The organism is Bradyrhizobium elkanii WSM2783, from assembly GCF_000472865.1.
Lineage (GTDB): Bacteria > Pseudomonadota > Alphaproteobacteria > Rhizobiales > Xanthobacteraceae > Bradyrhizobium > Bradyrhizobium elkanii_A.
On record NZ_AXAP01000029.1, the window covers coordinates 72,568 to 89,685 of the forward strand.

Below are 17,118 nucleotides of genomic sequence, written 5' to 3' on the forward strand. Positions count from 1 at the left end.
CGGCACGGTGCGCCTTATGGCGACCATTGACCTCACTAACGGCAAGCCTCTCGAAGGCATTGACGATGTCTGGCAGTCGATTGCGACCATTCTGAGCACGACGTTGAAGTCGCTCGTTATGGCCCGCGATTTCGGCTCGAAGATGCCGCGCCTTGTGGACCGCGCCGTGTCGCAGGTCACGGTGATCGAGTTCTACGCGGCCGTGCCGGAAGCCATAAATCGCAAGAGCCCTGAGTCCTTGATGGCCGAAGAGCCTCGCTTCCGCATCATTCAGATGGAGCTTGCCGACATGACCGACCAGGGCAACGCCGTCTTCGACATCGACGGCATCTATTACCCGCGCGGCCATCTCGGCGACTATTCGGAAGCCCGAGATGCGCGCGGCCGTGTCGTTGTTTCGAACAACCTGATCGTCGGGAGCTATGTCTAATGGACGCGCCGCTCCCGAGCCTGCCGCTTCCGGTCATCGAGCGCGAGCCCGCATTCCAGACGTTGTTCGACAACCGCATCACGCAGATGCGTGGCCTGCTTGAGACCGCCGGTCTCGATTGGGACACCTACATGCTGCGGTCGGACCCGATCAATAACTTCTGCCGCCACGCGGCTTATGGCGATCTGCTCTATGTCGCCTCGCTGAACGACACGTTCCGCGCGACGCTGATCGACTTCGCGCAGGGGGCAGACCTTATCGCGCAGGCATCAGATTGGGGCATGACCCCGTTTGAGGGCGAGGCCATCGACGATCTGCGTCGTCGTCTGCGCGAGCGTAAGAAGGGGCAGGGCGGCTTCACCGAGAACTGGTATAAGCGCTTCGCGTTCGCGGCCGATCCGCGCGTGGCGGACGTTGGCGTGACCGGCGACGCGAAGGGCGGCGTCAAGGTCTCGATCTTGTCCACGGAAGGCGAAGGCGTCGCCAGCGAAGCACTGCTCGCGATTGTCAGCGCCGCCTTGAATCTGCCAACCGTTCTCGGCGACAACGATCATATCGAGGTTGTCCCGGCGGTGATCCGTGTCGTCAATGTCGAGGCGGATGTCTGGTTGTTGCCGGAAGCCCCGGCCGATGAACTGGAAACGGCCAAGACGCGCCTCGCGACCGAGTTTGCCGCAGCGCGCCGCCTTGGTTGGGATTTCACCGCCGACTTCGTCATCGCCGCCCTGCGCACGTCCGGCGTTCGCCGGATCGTGATGATCACGCCTGCGGCCGACGACTACACTCGCGCCGAGCCGAATGAGGCCGTCGCGCTCGGCACCGTCAAGCTCAACTACAAGGGTCGGTCCTACTGATGACTGACCTGATCGACATCGTCCCGCGCAACTCGACGCCGCTTCAACGGTCCGTCGTCGCCACCATCGACTCGCGCTCGCGCCACAAGGGGTTGGTGCAGTCGATTATCGACGTGCGCTATCAGGACACGATACCAGAAGACATCCTGCCTTGGCTGTTGCGGCATTGGGGCCTCGAAGACGCGGCTGCGTTCGTCGCTGACCATCAACGGCTCTACAAGGAAGGCAAGCACTGGCAGACCGTCCGTGGCCGCCTGGAAGCCTTCGAGATCGTCTTCGAGTGGCTTGCCCTGAACGGCGTGTATGAGCGTGGCACGCGCGGCGACGTGCGCTGGGGTTTGTTCCAGATCGGTCTCGATGGCGAGCCCGAGATGCGGACGTTGCTCAATCTGATCGGCCTTGCGAACCTCTCCAAGCGAGCGTCCAGTGTCCTGGGGCGCGTCTATGGCGGGTATGACATCCGGCCGATGCGTCTCGACATGATGCGCCTTGACGGCGCTCTGCTCGACGATTGGTCCGGCGTCTACCTCGACGGCATCAAGCCCAAGCTCTCGTTCGGCGGCGTCCATGGGGGCACGATCGAGCTTGGCCCCGAGCTTCACACCAACTACTTCGGCTACCTCGACGGCGTTGCGCGCTTCGAGGAAGGCTTCGTGCTCGACCGTTCTATCCTCGACCAAGAAGTCGTCGAGCCGTCCGTCATCGCGATCCAAGCTGCGTTCTCGTCCGAGATCATCGATCTAGCCGATGAAGTCTTGATGATGTGGCCGAGCACCAACTGGCCGAATGTCCAGTGGTCGAGATTCGATCCTTTCACCATCTATGGAGGCCCTGATGGCTCTTCTGGTTAATAGCGGGCGCTCGGGCATGGCTGCGGCGCTCAAGGCGCGGCAGATGCACTTCGCATGGGGCCGTGGCGCTTCGTGGTGGGGCCAGACGGACGTTGTGAACAAGACGTTCGCCGGCTCGCCCGAGCGTATCACGCTCGATCACGCGCCGGTGCAGTCGCTCACGCTGCGCAACGGCAACAACGCGCAGGTCTATGAGTCGCCTGCCGACTACACCTATGACTCGAACACCGGCATCGTGACGCGCGTCAACGGGGGCGCCATTGCGCCGGGATCGACCGTTCAGGCGCAGGTCGTCTACGGCACCACGCCGCTGGCGTCGTCGGAGGTCGGGCTTGTCGATGAAGTTGGCCGCCGCATCGCTTCGTCCGTCGAGTTCGTGTTGCCCGACCCGAACGGCAACATCAACACGCCCGGCGGTGATCGTTGGACCGTGTCGCCGACGCCGACCCGCTATCTCTATGTGCAGGTCTTGTTTGATTACCTCGAAGCGCAGGCCGATACGATCCGAGAAGTCGGCATCTTCATCGACACCGTGCGTAAGGAGGGGGTGCCTGAAGGGCAACTGTACTTGACTCCCGAAGAAGTCGCCGAACCCGGATACTTGTTGCTGCTCGACCGCTTCGCTGGCATCGCGCGTTCCCCGAGTTCGCGCCAAGGCTTTTCATACGTTCTGGTGATCTAATGTCCGACGCACGCGACAATCTTCCGGCCTACATCAATAGCTTCGATCCGGCGAAGGGCTTTCAGCGCCTCGCGTTCCATTACGACCGCTTCATGTCGAGCAACGAAGTCAACGTTGTTCAGGATATCGAGGCGAACCGCGTCAAGAACATTGCCGACGCCTTCTGGCGCGACGGTTCGCTTGTCAGCGGCGGGGCCATCGTGCTCGGGCCGATCACCAGCGGAACGGTCGAGGCGCAGTTGGCGGCGGCGAAGGTTTACATCCGTGGTGCCGTGCATGACATCGAGGCGCGCAATCTCGTTGTGTCCGCAGTCGGCATCGTCGTCATCGGCATCCGCCTGCGCACCTTCACCGTCACGTTCGAGGAAGACCCGACGCTGAAGGGTATGGCCCCCGGAACGCGCGCGCAGGGCGAGCCGGGCGCGTCTGCACTGGTCATGAAGGGGCGTTGGGATTGGGAGGGAAGCAGGGAGGAAGGCGACTTCTTCCCCATTTACACCATCAAGGACGGCGAGATCGAGACGCCGAACGAGCCGGGCATCGACGACGCATGGGCAAACCTGCTCGCGCGCTATGACCGTGAGGCCCACGGCGGTTACGTCGTCGAAGGCTTCCAGGTGAAGGCCCTTGGCCTCGAAAACGGCAAGCAGGTCTTCTCTGTCTCCGAAGGCACGATCAACGTCTACGGCTACAAGCGGACCCGGCCTGCGTCCTACCGCCTGCGTGTGGACGAAGAGCCTGAGATCATGCTGCTTGATGACGAGCCGCATGCCGTCAATTCCGGTGTGCAGACCATCGTCGTTCGCTTCGCGCCCATCGCCGAAGTGGTCGAATGCACGATCATCGCCGAGAAGACTGTGACGCTCACTCACGGCGCATATACCGGAGTGTCCGACGCGCTGCCCGACCCGACCGTGCTCTCGATCTCGCAGGTCAAGCAAGGGGCGACGGTCTATCAGGCGGGCGCTGACTACAAGCTGTCGGGCGCGGCTATCGATTGGTCGCCGACCGGCGCGGAAATGGCACCGGGATCGACCTATCAGGTCACGTATCGCTACCTGACCAACGCGACCCCGACCAACATTCAGCGCGACCGCTTCAACATCACCGGCGCGGCCGATGGCACCGTGGCCTATGTCAAATATCGGACCAAGTTGCCGCGATACGATGCCGTCGTGGTCGATCAGGCGGGCGTTATCTCCTACCTGAAGGGTATCTCTTCGCTTTATGCGCCGCAGCCGCTCACGGTCGCCTCGACGCTCGTCAAGCTGGCCGACGTATACAACCAGTGGGGATTGACTCCGACCGTCCGGCAGGTCGGAACCGTGCGCATGCCCTTCAACGATCTGCGCAGCCTCGAAGGCATGGTTGGCGACCTGTATGCGCTGGTCGCCGAAGAGCGCCTTCAGCGCGACGTTGATCGCAAGGAAGTATCGTCCAAGCGCGGCGTCTTCGTCGATCCGCTGCTCGACGACGACATGCGCGATCAGGGCATCCAACAGTCGGGCGCTATCTTCGGCGGCAAGCTCTGGCTGCCGATCACGCCGACCGTCACGACGCTGTCGGTCTCGCAGACGGCGCTCGACTATACGTCAGAGAACATCTTCGAGCAGCGCCAGATCACCGGCGAGACGAAGATCAATCCCTACCAGTCGTTCGGCCCGCCGCCGACCGATGTCACGCTCAATCCGTCCGTCGATCTGTGGACGGAAGTCGTGGATGTGTGGACCTCGATTCATACGGCTCGGCAAGTCGGCTGGGGCGGCATCATGTATGCGCAGACGACGGATTATGCTGACCGCGTGGTGAGCAACATCACCACGGACATCGAGACCATTCGGCAGCGGTCGGTCGGATTTATCATCAACAAGTGGGGCTACAACGAAGTCCTGAAGAGGGTCACGTTCGACGACATCGACGTTACGCCGCCGGGCACGATCCGCGCCGATGGCAATGGTACGCTCGTCTCTGCGTTTAACATCCCGGCCGGCGTCCCGGTCGGCGTGAAGCACGTCGGCTTCGAGGGCGTCGGCGGCTCCAAGGCTAACGCGCTCTACACCGCCTACGGCTGGCTCACGACGATCACCAACGAGCGCAACGTCATCACGACGAACTATTGGTACAACCCCGACCCGGTCGCGCAGACCTATCGTCTGCCCGAGCCGCGTCAGGCGCTCGGTGTTGACATCAAGTTCACGAAGATCGGTGACCGGAACAAGCCGGTTCGTTTGCAGCTTCGTGAAGTCGAGCTTGGTGTGCCTACCGAGCGTGTTGTGGCCGAATGCGTGCTCGATATGCACGCCGTCACGGCCATAGACCCGCTCTCGACCGCGCCGCGCCTCGAAAGCGACTGGACCGCTGCGAACTTCGACCGCCCGGTGACGCTGCGCGAGGATCGCAACTACTCAATCACGCTTCTGACCGAAGACGCAGCCCACTCGGTTGCTATCGCCGATCTCGGCGGCTTCGACCAGATCAACGGCTGGGTGACGAGCAACGCGTTCCCGCTCGGTACCTTCCTCGACGGTTCGGACGCCCGTACCTGGCTTCCGAAGCCGGGCCGCTCGCTGACCTTCCGTCTGCGGGTCGCGAGGTTCAACCCGAGCGTCCGCACGGTCGAAGTGGGCACGGTCGATGTGACGAACTGCTCGGACCTGATGCCGCTGCTCGTTGCAGAGCGCCCCGAGAACACGGCTATTGAAGTCGAGTTCGAGGCTCCGGACGGCGTGAAGTACATCACCGCCCCCGGCGTGAACGTCCAGCTTCCGTCCGCGATCACGGGCACGCTGAAGGTCCGCTTGCGCCTGATCGGCACGGTCGCGCTGTCTCCGCTTATGGTGCCGTATGTGCAGGTTGTCGCTGGCTCGATCCAGTCGGAAGGCGAGTACATCACGCGGGCGTTCGAGGCGGGCACCGACTCGAAGATTCGCCTGATCCTTGACGTGTATCTGCCCTCGACCTCGACCTTTGAAGCGAAGATGCAGACGGCCGAAAACACTGGCCTGCCGGTGTGGTCCAACCTGACGCTCGAAAAGGCGACGCCGCTGGGCGACGGCTGGGAAGAGCGCCAGTACATGATCGATCACGTCAACAGCAACGTCTCGCGCGCGAAGATCAAGATCACCGGAGGCCCCGGCGCGCGCTCCAACGCTCGCAACATCCGCTGCGTCGCAGTCAAGTCCACTACGGGTTAGTAGCACATGCCGAACGATACTACGCAGCGGGGATACCCGCTGCCGCATCCGGATAACATCGCTCGCGAGGATGCCAGCCGCATCCGTGATGCTATCGGCCAGATCAGCGCCGATATGCAGGCTCTCGAAGAGCGGAACGTCAGCGCCTCCGAGACCGAGTTCGGCAGCGTTCGCCTCGCGACGGCCGCTGAAGCGGCCACTGGCACGGCGACCGACGCAGTCCCGGTTGTCGCTCGCGTAAAGAGTATGATCGCGACGGCCATCGATGATTTGAAGGGGGGAGTTTCCAGCGCATACGACACGCTCGTCGAGATCGCGGCGAAGTTGACTGAAAACGACGGTATTATCGCTGGCATCCTGTCCGCGATTGCCAACCGGGTTCGGTTTGACGCTGCGCAGACGCTCGACGCCACGCAGCAAGCCCAGGCCCGCACCAACATCGGTGCTCAGGTGGCGGGCAACTATCAGGCGGCAGGCAACTATCAGACGGCACTTGGCTTCACGCCGGTCAATAAGGCCGGCGATACGATCACCGGCTCTCTCACGGTCAACGGCGAACTCGTGGCTGTGCAGAACTACCTCCGCTTCGGATCGTCGGGCAGCGCCGGCTATATCGCGTGGCAAGGCGGTGGCTCCTACTTACTTTCTGGCGCGGGCACCATCTGGACCACGGGGCACTTCGGCAACCCGTTCGGTAGCTTGGTGAGCAGCCTTCGGCTGGTCCACGCTGCTGATCACCAGCTACCCGTCTCTGGCATGCAGGAACCCTACGGTGGTTGCGTCATGACCGGGTTTGATTGGGCTAGCTCGACGGCTGTCAAAATCCGCCTCCGCTATCTTCAATTCGCAATCAACGGTGCATGGTACACGGCAGGTTACGCATGACGATCATCAATCACGGCGCATGGACGCGCTACGTCCCGGAAGTGTGGCCTGAAGGTCTTCCTGAGAGCATCATGTTCTGCAAGCGTGATGTGGATGGCGTTGACTGGTACGATTACATCTACAACGGCGCGGTGTTCGCGCCGAACTCGATCAAGGCCAGCGTCAACGATGGCCGGGTCACGGTCGCGACGCGCGATGTATCGCGTTTGTTTCCGCAGAACTGCACGCTTATTGAGATCACCGAAGACAACAGTATCGATGATCCGCAAGCGACTTTCGGCGGAAAGATGTACGATGCGACGACCGGGGAAATCGTCGATGTGCCGACGCCGGTGAAGATGGTCGCCTCTGCACGCCAGATTCGTCTCGCAATGAATCAACTTGGTCTGCGTGACGAGATTGAAGCGTGGGTCGCGTCGCAACCCATCGACGTGCGTGATAGCTGGCAGTTCACGATCGAGTTCGACATCACGCACCCCTTTGTCGTTAGTGCGAAGGAGGCGTTGAACAAGTCCCAAGAAGAGCTTGTGGCGCTCTTTACGCTCGCGCAGACCTTCACGTAAGGGCTACTCAAACGGTCCCGACGACGTGCAGGGCGGTCGCTAGGTTGTTCTCAATCCCACACTGAGGATTGAGAACAAATGTCCCTTACCGACTTTCTGCACGGCGTCGAGACTGTCGTCGTTGACCGTGGCCCCCGGCCCATTCAGACCGTCCGCTCGTCCGTCATCGGACTGATCGGTACGGCACCCGCCGCCCTTTCGGCATCGTTCCCCTTCGACACCCCGGTGCTCGTCAACCGGCGTCAGGCTGCGGCTACCATCGGTAGCACCGGAACCCTGCCGCAGGCCGTTGACGCGATCTTCGACCAGGGCGGCGCACTTATCGTCGTGGTCCGCGTCGAAGACGCTGAGACCGAGAACGAGCAGCTTTCCAAGGTCATCGGCGGCGTTGACGCCACCACCGGCGCGTTCACCGGCATCCATGCGTTCCGCGCGGCCGAAGCCGAGTGCGGCGTCTCTCCGATGATCCTGATCGCGCCCGGCTTCACGCATCAGCGTCCGGTTGGCGTTAGCGGTCATCAGGTCACTAATCAGGGCACGAAGGACTACACGCAAGCGACCGTGACTTTCTCGGGCGGTGGTGTAGGTGCGGTGCTCCCGACTGCAACCCCGATCATCACCAACGGCAAGATCACGGGCCTGGAATTTCAATCACTCGGCTACGGCATCGTCTCGCCTGTCACCGCTACCATCGGCGGCGACGGCGAAGGCGCGACCGTGACGATCCAGACCGGCGCTTCGGCGAACCCGGTGGTTGGCGAGATGAAGCAACTCGCCGATGGTATGAAGGCGCACATCATCGCCGATGGTCCCTCGACCACCGATGCCGCTGCGTTCGCCTATCGCAACGACCACGGCACCCGCCGCGTGTTCGTCGTCGATCCGAAGGTGTCCGGCTGGTCGGTTAAGACCAACACCTACGCCCTCGAACCGGGATCGCCTCGCGTCGCTGGCCTGATCTCGCGCGTCGATAACGAGATGGGCTTTTGGGAGTCGCCGTCGAACAAGGAAATCTATGGCGTCGGCGGTCTCGGGCGACCCATCGATTATGCCTACGGCGACAAAAACAGCCGGGCGAACATCCTCAACGAGAACCAGATCGCCACGTTCATTCGCGACGACGGCTGGTATTTGTGGGGCAACCGCACCTGCTCGGCAGACGAGAAGTTCGCCTTCCTGTCCGTATCCCGCACGGCCGACATGATCGACATCTCCATCGCGAAGGCGCACCGCTGGGCGGTGGACCGTGCCATTACGAAGAACTACTTCGAGGATGTCACCGCGTCGGTTCGCGCCTACATGCGCCAGCTTCGCACGCGCGGCGCGATCCTCGGTGGTGATTGCTGGGTCGATCCCGAGTTCAACGCCGAAGCGGACATCACGCAGGGCCACGCGACGTTCTCGTATGACTTCACCCCGCCGTACCCGGCCGAGCGTGTGACTTTCCGGTCGCATCTCGTCTCGGACTACATCCGCAACCTCTTCGCATAACGGGGACGAAAGATGATCCCGCGCGTACTCCGCAACTTCAACAGCTTCGTGAACGGCGTCGGCTACGCCGGCCGCATTTCCGAAGTCGAACTGCCCGAGCTTTCGGTCAAGACCGAAGAGTATCGAGGCGGTGGCATGGACGGCAACGTCGAGTTGGACATGGGCTTGGAGACTTTGAGCGCCAAGTTCACGTTCGGCGAGTATGCCAACCAGATTCTCGGCCTTTGGGGCAACATGGATGGTAACGCCGCCCGTATCCAGCTTCGCGGCGCTCTTCAGCGCGACGGCGAGACTGCGATCCCGATGATCGTCGATCTGCACGGCGGCTTCAAGAAGAACACTCTCGGCAACTGGAAAGCCGGCGACCTCACGCAGAACGAGGCTGAGATGTCCATTCGGTATCTGAAGATTCAGATTCAGGACACCGTCGTCGTCGAGATCGACATCGACAACATGGTCCGCATCGTCAACGGCGTGGATCAGCTTGCGTCCATTCGCGCAGCGATGGGCATGTAATTACCACCAAGCCGACCGCGCCGCGGCGGGTCGGCCGCAACTTAGCGGGAGAGAACTACCGTGACTGAAGTGAAGAAAGACATGCGGTTGTCGGCGGAAATCACGCTCGACTTCCCGATTGAAGTGGACGGCAAGCCCTACAAGACGCTGACCATGCGTCGGCCGAAGACGAAGGACTCGCTGAAGGCGGCGAAATTCAAGGGCCATGATGCCGACAAGGGCATCCTGCTTCTGTCCGATCTCTGCAACGTTTCGCCGGACGTGATCGAAGAGCTTGACGAGATCGACGCGAAGAAGCTGAGCGATCAACTCGATGCTTTTCGTGGGGGTCAGTCGAGCTAAGCGATCTCCGCAAGGGGATTCTGACGCTCATTCGGCTGACCAAGGGCGGCGTCACGATCTGCGAAGTCGAGGAAATGGCCCTCGACGACTTCTACGGCTGGCTTGAAGACGCGACGAAGCTTCAAGCCGACATCAACAAGGCGATGAAGGCAAAGTAGCATGGCGACCGGCTTTTCCGTATTCGTCAACATCGGGGGCAAGGTCAGCCCCAGCCTCAACGCCGCTGTCAGCGCAGCGAAGACCCAGGTCAATAGCCTTGGGGCTTCGCTCGCTGGCATGGCCGCGCGCATGAACGCGCCGTTTGCGGCCGTCAACAAGCATCTCGCGGCAACCTCGAAGCGGATGGCCGCAATCCAGCACACCGGACGCAACGCGACGCTCGGCGTCACGACGCCTGCCGCGTGGTTCGGCGCGAACATGATCAAGGATGCCGCCGAGTTCGCGAAGGCGGGCAACATGGTCGAGGCGCTAGGCGAAGCGACGAAAGAGCAGCGCGTCGAGCTTTCGAAGATGGCGCAGGACTTGGCGGGTCGGTATGACGCCGGTGGTGCGACCGGCATCATGAAGTCGGCGACCGAGCTTCTGAAAGCGGGCTTTACGTTCGAGCAGGCCAAGGGTGCGCTCGAACAGGTCTTGGCTGCGTCCGCCCTGGCGGGCGATATGACGCCTGCTGATGTCGGCGCGTCGCTCAGTAAGACGATCACGCAATTCCGCATGCCCATGAAGACGTATGAGCAGGCGATGAAGTCTTCGACCGTCGTCACCGACCGCATGGTCTACGCGGCGGTGTCCACGGTCGCGTCCATGAAGGACATCTCGGAGTCGTTCAAGTATGCGGGCGGCGTCGCGGCGACGACCGGCAACTCGCTCGACTCCGTCACGGCGATGGTCATGGCGTTCGCGAAGGCCGGCGTGCTCGGCTCGGAAGCGGGCGTTGCGCTGCGCTCGGCCATCGTGCGTCTGGTCAAGATGCCGAAGGGCGGTATGAAGGCGCTGAGCCGTATCGGTATGAATCTGGGCGACTATACTCAAGCGCGCCCCGTCACCGCCGACACGGTTCTTGAGAACCTGAAGGCGGACGGCATCGACGCGAGCGGCGTGAAGGGTCAGATCGCCGACGCGATCAAGAACAACCAGGGTGATCATGCCGGGTTGTCGGCCGCGATCACCAAGGCCGTTCAGGGCGCGATCGGCAGTTCGTCTGCCGTTGACGCCGACAAGATTTCGGAGTCGGTGAACGACGCCGTCGCGGCTGCCGGGTCGAAAGTGGACATCACGAAGTTCATGACCGACCTGAAGAAGAAGATGGACGACGGTGTTGCGACGACCGGCGACATCGCGCAAATCCTCGAAGCGCGCCATATCTCGCGCTACATGGCGTTGCTGAAGGCCGATCTGCCCGCGATGATTAAGGAGGTCGAAGAGAAGTCGGACGGCTACTCGCAGAAGCAATACAAGATCGCAAACCAAGGCTTGCCTGCGCTCTTGCTGAAGCTCGGCGCTGCCTGGGAGAAGTTCCGCAACACGGTGGTGGAATCGGTCGGCAACGACATCGCCAATGCCTTCACGAAGCTCGCGGACACGCTGCAAAAGCTGTCGGCCACGAACCCTGCGCTGTTGAAGACCGGCGTCTACTTCGCCGCTGCGGCAGCCGCCGCCGGTCCGCTGCTCTTCGTCCTGGGCGCGCTCGGCCGCGTTGGCATGTTCGCCCTGCGCGGGCTCAACTTCGCGCTGCTCGGGCTGCTCTTGCCCTTCCGGCTGCTCGGCGGCGTTATCGCTGCCGAGGCAACCGCCGCCGTAGGCCGCTTGGCTGCGATGGCGGTCGGCTTCCGTATGTTGACCGCGCTTGGTGCAGGGGCGACGTTGTCGGCGCTGGGCGGCTCTCTGCTCGCGCTCGGCCGCGCCGTGCTGCTCTTCCCGATCACTGCGCTGCGCGCCATCGGCCTCGCCATGTGGGCGTTGATCGCCAACCCGGTCGGTCTGATCATAACGGCGTTGGTCGCCGCGCTCGCGGCGCTGAGCGTGTGGGTCTACAACAATTGGGCGGGCATCAAAGAGTTCTTCGCCGGGTTCGGTGAGGGCTTCATGCAGGGGCTCGGTCCCGCCGGTCCGGCTGTAAAGGCTCTCGCCGATGGCCTGGGCTCTGTCTACAACTGGCTGAGTCAGTTGCTCGGGCCTCTCGACGTAACCGGGGCGAAGTGGCGGGAGTGGGGCGCAACCGTTGGCGGCGTCGCCGCGCAGGGTGTGCAGACCGTCATCTCCGCGATCCAGAGCTTGATCGGGTTCCTCGGGACGGCAATCCAGAAGGCGATCAGCCTGGGCAGCGCGATCAAGGGCATCTTTACTGGCGGGCCGAGCACCAAGTCTTGGCTCAACTCTGGCAACCCCTCGAATCCGATTGAAGGCGCTCGCGCTCTCGGCGGCCCTGTGACCTATGGCAAGCCGTATCTTATCGGCGAGAACGGCCCTGAGCTTTTCGTGCCCGGCGTATCCGGCCGCGTCGAGACCAATAACACGCTGCGCCGGTTGACGGCCGATGGCGCGTCGGCGGTCGCCAGTTCGTCCGAGAACAATACGGCGGTGTCGCGCACCAACACGGCGCATGTCACCGTCCAAGTGCAAGGCGGCAACCCCAACGATGTTCGGCGGGCGGCTGAAGACGCGGTCTACGCGGCCTTCGCTCGGCTCGAGTCCGAACAGCGTGGACTTCTGAGTGACTGATCATGCAGAGCACCGTTCTTCTCGCGCTTGGGGCGTATCGTTTCTCGGTCAATACCGGCGCATATCAGAAGTTCGACCGGACCTCTGCATGGCGCTGGCCTGCCACGGATCGCATTGGCGTGGCACCGGCGAAGCAGTATGTCGGCCCCGGTGAAGACTCGATCACCATCGAAGGCACGATCTATCCCCACTATCGCGGCGGGTTGCGGCAGGTCGATCAGATGCGCGCGCAAGCCGGTCTCGGGCAGCCGCTCCCGCTCACGACGGGATTCGGTCGGTATCTCGGCATGTACGTGATTGAGAAGATCAGGGAGTCTCAAGAGACCCTGATGTCTGACGGCGCGCCCCGTAAGATCGAGTTCACGATTGAACTTGGGGCATACGCCTAATGGAACAGTATACCACGATTGAGGGCGATACGGTTGACCTGATCGCCTACAACCGCTTCGGCGTGACGCACGGCGCGACGGAGGCGATCCTGCGCGCCAACCCCGGCCTCGCTGCGGCCGGAACAAAGCTGCCGGAAGGCATGACCATCAACATTCCCAACTACACCGTAAAGAAGGTCTCAACGGCCGCGAGGATTTGGTCGTGACGCCCGCTGCGCGCATCCTGCTCGATGGCAGGGACATCACCGCGAACCTGATCCCAGCGCCCTTCGGCCTGCCGTTGGAAGGCGGCGGCCACGTCATTCCCGGCGGCGCGCTCGGCTTCGGAAAAGGGCCGCTGCTCTCTCTAACCGTTCAGGACAACGAGGGTAAGAAGTCCGATAGCTGCGAGCTAGAACTGGATAACCGGGAGTACATCCCGTCGCCCGGCAAGGGATCGAAGTTGCAGGTCTCGCTTGGCTTCGTCGAGACCGGCGTCAACTACATGGGCACCTTCCTGATCGATTCGTGGACGAAGAAAGGGCGGCCGAAGATCATGAGCGTGACGGCGAAGGCCGCAGGTCTGACCACCGAGATCAAGGCTCCGAAGTCGCGCTCCTATCATGAGAAGAGCGTCCAAGAGATCGTCCAATACATCGCTGGTCGGAACGGATTGGGGGCCATCGTCAACGGCGAGGTTGGCGGGATCAAGATCGACCATCTCGATCAGTCGAGTGAGTCCGATTTGAACTTCCTGACGCGCCTAGCGAGCCGTGTGGGCGCGAATTTCAAGCTCGCCGATGAAAAGGTCATCTTCAACAAAGCGGGCTCTGGCAGCCTTCCCAGCGGCGGCGCGGCCCCTTCCTTCATGCTGACCGAGACCGGGCAGACCGAATGGGACTGCACCGGCTCGACGCGCGGCGACTATAACTCGGTCGAAGCCGCGTGGCACAACGTCAAGAAGGGCGAACGCGAGTGGGTGAAGGAGGGGGGCGGCTCGCCGGTCTACCGCAGCCGAAAGCTCTTCAAGACGAAAGAAGAGGCAGAGGCGCAGGCAAAGGCCACGAAGGGGGCGCTGGCACGCGGCAAGAAGGTCTTCGCCGCGACCTTCCCCGGCCGCACTGAGATGTTCGCCGGTGCCGGTCTCACGGCGGTCGGCTTCGATCCCGATTGCGACGGCAGCTACATCATCAAGTCGGCGACGCATCGCCTGAACGATCAGGGCCTCACGACGCGCATCTCTTGCGAGACTTCCGGCGAAGGAAACGATGATTTTTGGGGCGGTGAGGGCGGGCAGTAAGGGCGACTCAAACGGTCCCGCCAAATAATCATCGGTCGGCAATCATGCTCTCAACAGAACTTGGAGAGTGTGATGTCGGAGATCACTATTCAAAAGGGTATTGGTTATCAGAACGGGCGTCCGCTCCCGTTCGTCAAGAGCCCGAACCGTGGCGGCAGCCTGAAGCCGCGCTTCATCGTGATTCACGACACCGCCTCCGGTCTGAAGGACGATGGCGACATTTCCTGGCTGACGAACCCGAAGGCCAAGGTCTCGGCGCATGTCGTCGTGAGCCGCGACGGCAAGATCACCCAACTTGTGCCGTTCAACGTCGTGGCGTGGCACGCCGGGCAGTCCCAATGGAAGGGGCTGAAGTTCATGAACAGCTACGCGGTCGGCATCGAGATCGACAACCCCGGCAAGCTTCAGAAGGTTTCGGACGGCGTCTACAAGAACGACATCGTCACCATCGACACCAACAAGAACCCGTCGCTGAAGGTCGAGTATGCGAAGACCACTGCGCACGGTGCGGGGTACTGGCTGCACTACACCGACGCGCAGATTGCGGCCGTCAAGGACTTGTGCCACGCCATCTGCGACGCCTTCGAGATCGAAGACATCCTGACGCACTGGATGATTTCGCCGGGCCGGAAGATCGACACCAACCCGCTGTATCCGCTCGAAGCGCTGCGGAAGTCGGTTCTCTATTACAAGCCGATGGGCTTCATCTCTCAGTCGGACGAAGGCCAGCGCCACGACACCGACGAGTCCGGGGAGGAACAGGTCACGCTCGATCCGCCGAGCGATGTTCGTGACGAGAGTGCGACCGCGCCGGGCAAGCTGAAGGCGTTCATCAAGAGCAAGATCACGGCAGCATCCGGCCTGTTCGGTGGTCTGTCTGTCTCGTCCTTCCTCGGTCTGCTCACGGATTGGAAGGTCATCGTCGCCCTGGGCACGTTCATCCTGCTCGGCCTCGCGCTCTGGATTTGGAGCGAGAAGAAGTGATCAAGCAGTTCTTCATGGATAGCTTCGAGTCAACGGCGATCAGCGACTTCCTTTGGGCGGCGGCGACTTCCGAGATCGCGCTGTCTGCCCTTAGCTTGCTGATCGCCGTGGCCGCAGTCGTCGGCTATCTGCCCATCGTGAGCACGTTGCTCGGCGGCTACGCCAAGGCGGCGAAGCTTGTCTTCATCGTCGCCCTGGCGGCTCTCGTCTTCCTGCTCGGCTTTAGAGCGGCGGACCGCCGGGCGGAAGCCGCCGAGCTTCGGCAGAAGATCGCCGCGAAGGATGGCGTGATCGCAAACAAGAACTTCGACCTGCATCTCGCGCTCGAAGCGGCCGAGACGGCGAGCAAGCAACGTGAAGAAGCGGCGCAGCGCGCCAAGGAAGCTCAGGACGAAATCGATGACTATAAACAACGCCTCAAGGCTCGCCCTAACGCTGGTTGCCTGCTCACTCCTGACGATTTCCCTGACCGCGTGTCAAACGACGGAAAGCGTTAGGCCGTCGCCGAGCTTCAGCGTTCCGCACGAGTCCACTCTCGTACTCGACGAAGTGCCCGCACCGAAGGTTGGCCCCGGTATGGACGCGCGTGTCGCATGGAAGCTGGAAGAGCAGGCGCGCAAGGAAGCGAACAAGCGCCTCCGCATCTCTCGTTCCAACGTGCGCTATGTGCGCCTCAAAGCATCGGCCCAAGATCAATGATCACTATCCCCGAATGGCTCATTGGCTTGCTCGGCAGCGGTGCCGGCGCGATCATCGCGCTCCTTGTCCGCAACGCGGTGGCGCACACGAAGAACCAAGCCTCTGCGAAGGCGGGGCAGGCCATTGCCAATGAGGCGAAGGCCGCAGCCGCCGAAGCGCATCGGCTCGCCGCATCGCTCGAACGCGATCTCGCGCAGTTCCGCGAGAAAGTCGCCCAAGAATACGCGACCGTCCAACTGATCGACCGGATCGAAGAGCGTCTGGTTGGCGCGTTGGATCGCATCGGCGCGCGCTTCGATCAGTTTCTGTTGAGGCAAGGCAAAGAGAAGTGACCACGACAAGCAGCGTAAGGAAGCCATCGAGACCTGTCTGCGCGAGGGCTTCGTGCCGTATCGGTCCGAGCATCGCGGTAAGGGCTCTGCCGTTCTCGAAGCGACGGGCCGTCTGAAGCTGCTCACCGCTTTTGACCCATAACAGAAATGACGGCGTTAAGCTGACGTTTACGCTGTGAGTTTGGGCTTTCTAATTTGCCCGGCCTTTGACGCAGCGCTTCCACCGATGTGTTAGTCTAGGTGCTAGTTCCGCTTGCTGGGGACGAGAGGTCACCCGATATGCGGTTGCGGATTGGCTGGAGGCGGAGGTGATTTTCTTAGATTTCATTCTTGACGTCGTAGGGTACACGACAGCGCGATTATTGCTTCCAACCTTGACCTTTCAGAAGGTCAAAGTTGACGTTCTTTCGTCAAGCGAAACCGGGTTCAACTGGTTAGGCTTTAAACGCTTGCCCAACGGCGCATTGCTGTGCGACGCGGATTCGGCCGGATGGATAGGCGCACTTTCTTGGCTGATCGGTCTCGCCTTAGCAATCACCGTCGCCGTGCGCTAGATCGCCTCGTTTGGTTATCACGTCGGCTATTGGCCCCAAGCGGCCGACCGGCATGTCCGCTAGATGTCTGCTCCTTGGGGGTGAAGCGGACTCGCTATGCTCAACCTGAGTTCTTCTGCGTGTGACCCGTTGCGGAAATCATGCCTCGTTGGTCTTCTTCCGCCGGGTGTCTAGGTATCGCAGCAACCGATGCATGCCGAGACCGGCGAGAACGGGGAGTGCCACGAAATCTGGCAGTAAAAGAAGCCCGAATAGCCACACGTTAACTTTCTTGGGCGGACGGACCGTCAAGCCATTGACGATGCGTGGTGCTGTAGCGGTTGCATCGTCGGTGAGCGACTTCGGCACGTCC

The 17,118-nt window shown here is 61.9% G+C and carries 20 protein-coding genes; 19 read left to right on the forward strand and 1 reads right to left on the reverse strand.

The genetic code is table 11. The features are described 5' to 3' along the window. Positions 1-16: 16 nt before the first annotated feature. The 10 genes from YY7_RS0124115 (at position 17) to YY7_RS0124160 (ending at position 9,808) form a co-directional block, all read left to right on the forward strand. Positions 17-430, forward strand: a complete 414-nt coding sequence (locus YY7_RS0124115) for a GPW/gp25 family protein (RefSeq protein ID WP_028165490.1) — start codon at positions 17-19, stop codon at positions 428-430. Next, positions 430-1,284 carry a baseplate assembly protein gene (locus YY7_RS0124120; RefSeq protein ID WP_028165491.1) on the forward strand — a complete coding sequence of 285 codons (855 nt, stop codon included), beginning with the start codon at positions 430-432 and terminating at the stop codon, positions 1,282-1,284. Before YY7_RS0124115 ends, YY7_RS0124120 begins: the two co-directional genes overlap by 1 nt. Further along, entirely contained in the window at positions 1,284-2,135 is an 852-nt protein-coding gene (locus YY7_RS0124125) for a hypothetical protein (protein ID WP_028165492.1), read from the forward strand. Before YY7_RS0124120 ends, YY7_RS0124125 begins: the two co-directional genes overlap by 1 nt. Then, complete coding sequence (locus tag YY7_RS0124130; RefSeq protein WP_028165493.1) at positions 2,119-2,817, forward strand: hypothetical protein; 699 nt, start codon at positions 2,119-2,121, stop codon at positions 2,815-2,817. Before YY7_RS0124125 ends, YY7_RS0124130 begins: the two co-directional genes overlap by 17 nt. Then, positions 2,817-6,011, forward strand: a complete 3,195-nt coding sequence (locus YY7_RS0124135; RefSeq protein ID WP_028165494.1) for a DUF4815 domain-containing protein — start codon at positions 2,817-2,819, stop codon at positions 6,009-6,011. The genes YY7_RS0124130 and YY7_RS0124135 overlap by 1 nt, the downstream gene beginning before the upstream one ends. A gap of 6 nt (positions 6,012-6,017) precedes the next feature. After that, positions 6,018-6,896, forward strand: coding sequence for a hypothetical protein (locus YY7_RS60610; RefSeq protein WP_051396873.1), 879 nt, complete (start codon positions 6,018-6,020; stop codon positions 6,894-6,896). Beyond that, positions 6,893-7,459, forward strand: coding sequence for a hypothetical protein (locus tag YY7_RS0124145; protein ID WP_028165495.1), 567 nt, complete (start codon positions 6,893-6,895; stop codon positions 7,457-7,459). The genes YY7_RS60610 and YY7_RS0124145 overlap by 4 nt, the downstream gene beginning before the upstream one ends. A 78-nt stretch (positions 7,460-7,537) precedes the next feature. Continuing rightward, complete coding sequence (locus YY7_RS0124150; protein WP_028165496.1) at positions 7,538-8,950, forward strand: phage tail sheath C-terminal domain-containing protein; 1,413 nt, start codon at positions 7,538-7,540, stop codon at positions 8,948-8,950. A gap of 12 nt (positions 8,951-8,962) precedes the next feature. After that, positions 8,963-9,466: a phage major tail tube protein gene (locus YY7_RS0124155; RefSeq protein ID WP_028165497.1), complete on the forward strand. Its 504-nt coding sequence runs from the start codon at positions 8,963-8,965 to the stop codon at positions 9,464-9,466. 60 nt (positions 9,467-9,526) lie between these two features. Beyond that, on the forward strand, positions 9,527-9,808 hold the full coding sequence (locus YY7_RS0124160; RefSeq protein WP_245287372.1) for a phage tail assembly protein: 282 nt from the start codon (positions 9,527-9,529) through the stop codon (positions 9,806-9,808). Here YY7_RS0124160 and YY7_RS63360 read toward each other — a convergent pair. After that, on the reverse strand, positions 9,805-10,122 hold the full coding sequence (locus YY7_RS63360; protein ID WP_245287373.1) for a hypothetical protein: 318 nt from the start codon (positions 10,120-10,122) through the stop codon (positions 9,805-9,807). The two genes, YY7_RS0124160 and YY7_RS63360, sit on opposite strands and share 4 nt — an antisense overlap. 28 nt (positions 10,123-10,150) lie before the next feature. On the opposite strand from YY7_RS63360, the gene YY7_RS0124170 reads away from it, so the two are divergent. The 9 genes from YY7_RS0124170 to YY7_RS0124210 all read left to right on the forward strand — a co-directional run bounded on the left by YY7_RS0124170 (position 10,151) and on the right by YY7_RS0124210 (position 16,766). Continuing rightward, entirely contained in the window at positions 10,151-12,529 is a 2,379-nt protein-coding gene (locus YY7_RS0124170; protein ID WP_245287374.1) for a phage tail tape measure protein, read from the forward strand. A gap of 2 nt (positions 12,530-12,531) precedes the next feature. Next, positions 12,532-12,918: a phage tail protein gene (locus YY7_RS0124175; RefSeq protein WP_028165500.1), complete on the forward strand. Its 387-nt coding sequence runs from the start codon at positions 12,532-12,534 to the stop codon at positions 12,916-12,918. Next, entirely contained in the window at positions 12,918-13,124 is a 207-nt protein-coding gene (locus tag YY7_RS0124180) for a tail protein X (RefSeq protein ID WP_028165501.1), read from the forward strand. The genes YY7_RS0124175 and YY7_RS0124180 overlap by 1 nt, the downstream gene beginning before the upstream one ends. Further along, positions 13,121-14,197 carry a phage late control D family protein gene (locus YY7_RS0124185; protein ID WP_028165502.1) on the forward strand — a complete coding sequence of 359 codons (1,077 nt, stop codon included), beginning with the start codon at positions 13,121-13,123 and terminating at the stop codon, positions 14,195-14,197. The genes YY7_RS0124180 and YY7_RS0124185 overlap by 4 nt, the downstream gene beginning before the upstream one ends. A gap of 72 nt (positions 14,198-14,269) precedes the next feature. Beyond that, positions 14,270-15,181 carry an N-acetylmuramoyl-L-alanine amidase gene (locus tag YY7_RS0124190; protein WP_035690704.1) on the forward strand — a complete coding sequence of 304 codons (912 nt, stop codon included), beginning with the start codon at positions 14,270-14,272 and terminating at the stop codon, positions 15,179-15,181. After that, positions 15,178-15,678 carry a hypothetical protein gene (locus YY7_RS0124195; protein WP_028165504.1) on the forward strand — a complete coding sequence of 167 codons (501 nt, stop codon included), beginning with the start codon at positions 15,178-15,180 and terminating at the stop codon, positions 15,676-15,678. The genes YY7_RS0124190 and YY7_RS0124195 overlap by 4 nt, the downstream gene beginning before the upstream one ends. A gap of 79 nt (positions 15,679-15,757) precedes the next feature. Beyond that, complete coding sequence (locus YY7_RS64455) at positions 15,758-15,880, forward strand: hypothetical protein (RefSeq protein ID WP_283807019.1); 123 nt, start codon at positions 15,758-15,760, stop codon at positions 15,878-15,880. Between the two features lie 26 nt (positions 15,881-15,906). Continuing rightward, positions 15,907-16,212 carry a hypothetical protein gene (locus YY7_RS0124205; RefSeq protein WP_245287375.1) on the forward strand — a complete coding sequence of 102 codons (306 nt, stop codon included), beginning with the start codon at positions 15,907-15,909 and terminating at the stop codon, positions 16,210-16,212. 308 nt (positions 16,213-16,520) lie between these two features. Then, on the forward strand, positions 16,521-16,766 hold the full coding sequence (locus YY7_RS0124210; RefSeq protein ID WP_028165507.1) for a hypothetical protein: 246 nt from the start codon (positions 16,521-16,523) through the stop codon (positions 16,764-16,766). The last annotated feature ends 352 nt before the right edge of the window (positions 16,767-17,118 follow it).

Coding starts and splice junctions, on each gene's coding strand:
- YY7_RS0124115 (WP_028165490.1), top strand. CDS start 17: ATGGCGACCATTGACCTCACTAACGGCAAGCCTCTCGAAGGCATTGAC.
- YY7_RS0124120 (WP_028165491.1), top strand. CDS start 430: ATGGACGCGCCGCTCCCGAGCCTGCCGCTTCCGGTCATCGAGCGCGAG.
- YY7_RS0124125 (WP_028165492.1), top strand. CDS start 1,284: ATGACTGACCTGATCGACATCGTCCCGCGCAACTCGACGCCGCTTCAA.
- YY7_RS0124130 (WP_028165493.1), top strand. CDS start 2,119: ATGGCTCTTCTGGTTAATAGCGGGCGCTCGGGCATGGCTGCGGCGCTC.
- YY7_RS0124135 (WP_028165494.1), top strand. CDS start 2,817: ATGTCCGACGCACGCGACAATCTTCCGGCCTACATCAATAGCTTCGAT.
- YY7_RS60610 (WP_051396873.1), top strand. CDS start 6,018: ATGCCGAACGATACTACGCAGCGGGGATACCCGCTGCCGCATCCGGAT.
- YY7_RS0124145 (WP_028165495.1), top strand. CDS start 6,893: ATGACGATCATCAATCACGGCGCATGGACGCGCTACGTCCCGGAAGTG.
- YY7_RS0124150 (WP_028165496.1), top strand. CDS start 7,538: ATGTCCCTTACCGACTTTCTGCACGGCGTCGAGACTGTCGTCGTTGAC.
- YY7_RS0124155 (WP_028165497.1), top strand. CDS start 8,963: ATGATCCCGCGCGTACTCCGCAACTTCAACAGCTTCGTGAACGGCGTC.
- YY7_RS0124170 (WP_245287374.1), top strand. CDS start 10,151: ATGGCCGCAATCCAGCACACCGGACGCAACGCGACGCTCGGCGTCACG.
- YY7_RS0124175 (WP_028165500.1), top strand. CDS start 12,532: ATGCAGAGCACCGTTCTTCTCGCGCTTGGGGCGTATCGTTTCTCGGTC.
- YY7_RS0124180 (WP_028165501.1), top strand. CDS start 12,918: ATGGAACAGTATACCACGATTGAGGGCGATACGGTTGACCTGATCGCC.
- YY7_RS0124190 (WP_035690704.1), top strand. CDS start 14,270: ATGTCGGAGATCACTATTCAAAAGGGTATTGGTTATCAGAACGGGCGT.
- YY7_RS64455 (WP_283807019.1), top strand. CDS start 15,758: ATGGACGCGCGTGTCGCATGGAAGCTGGAAGAGCAGGCGCGCAAGGAA.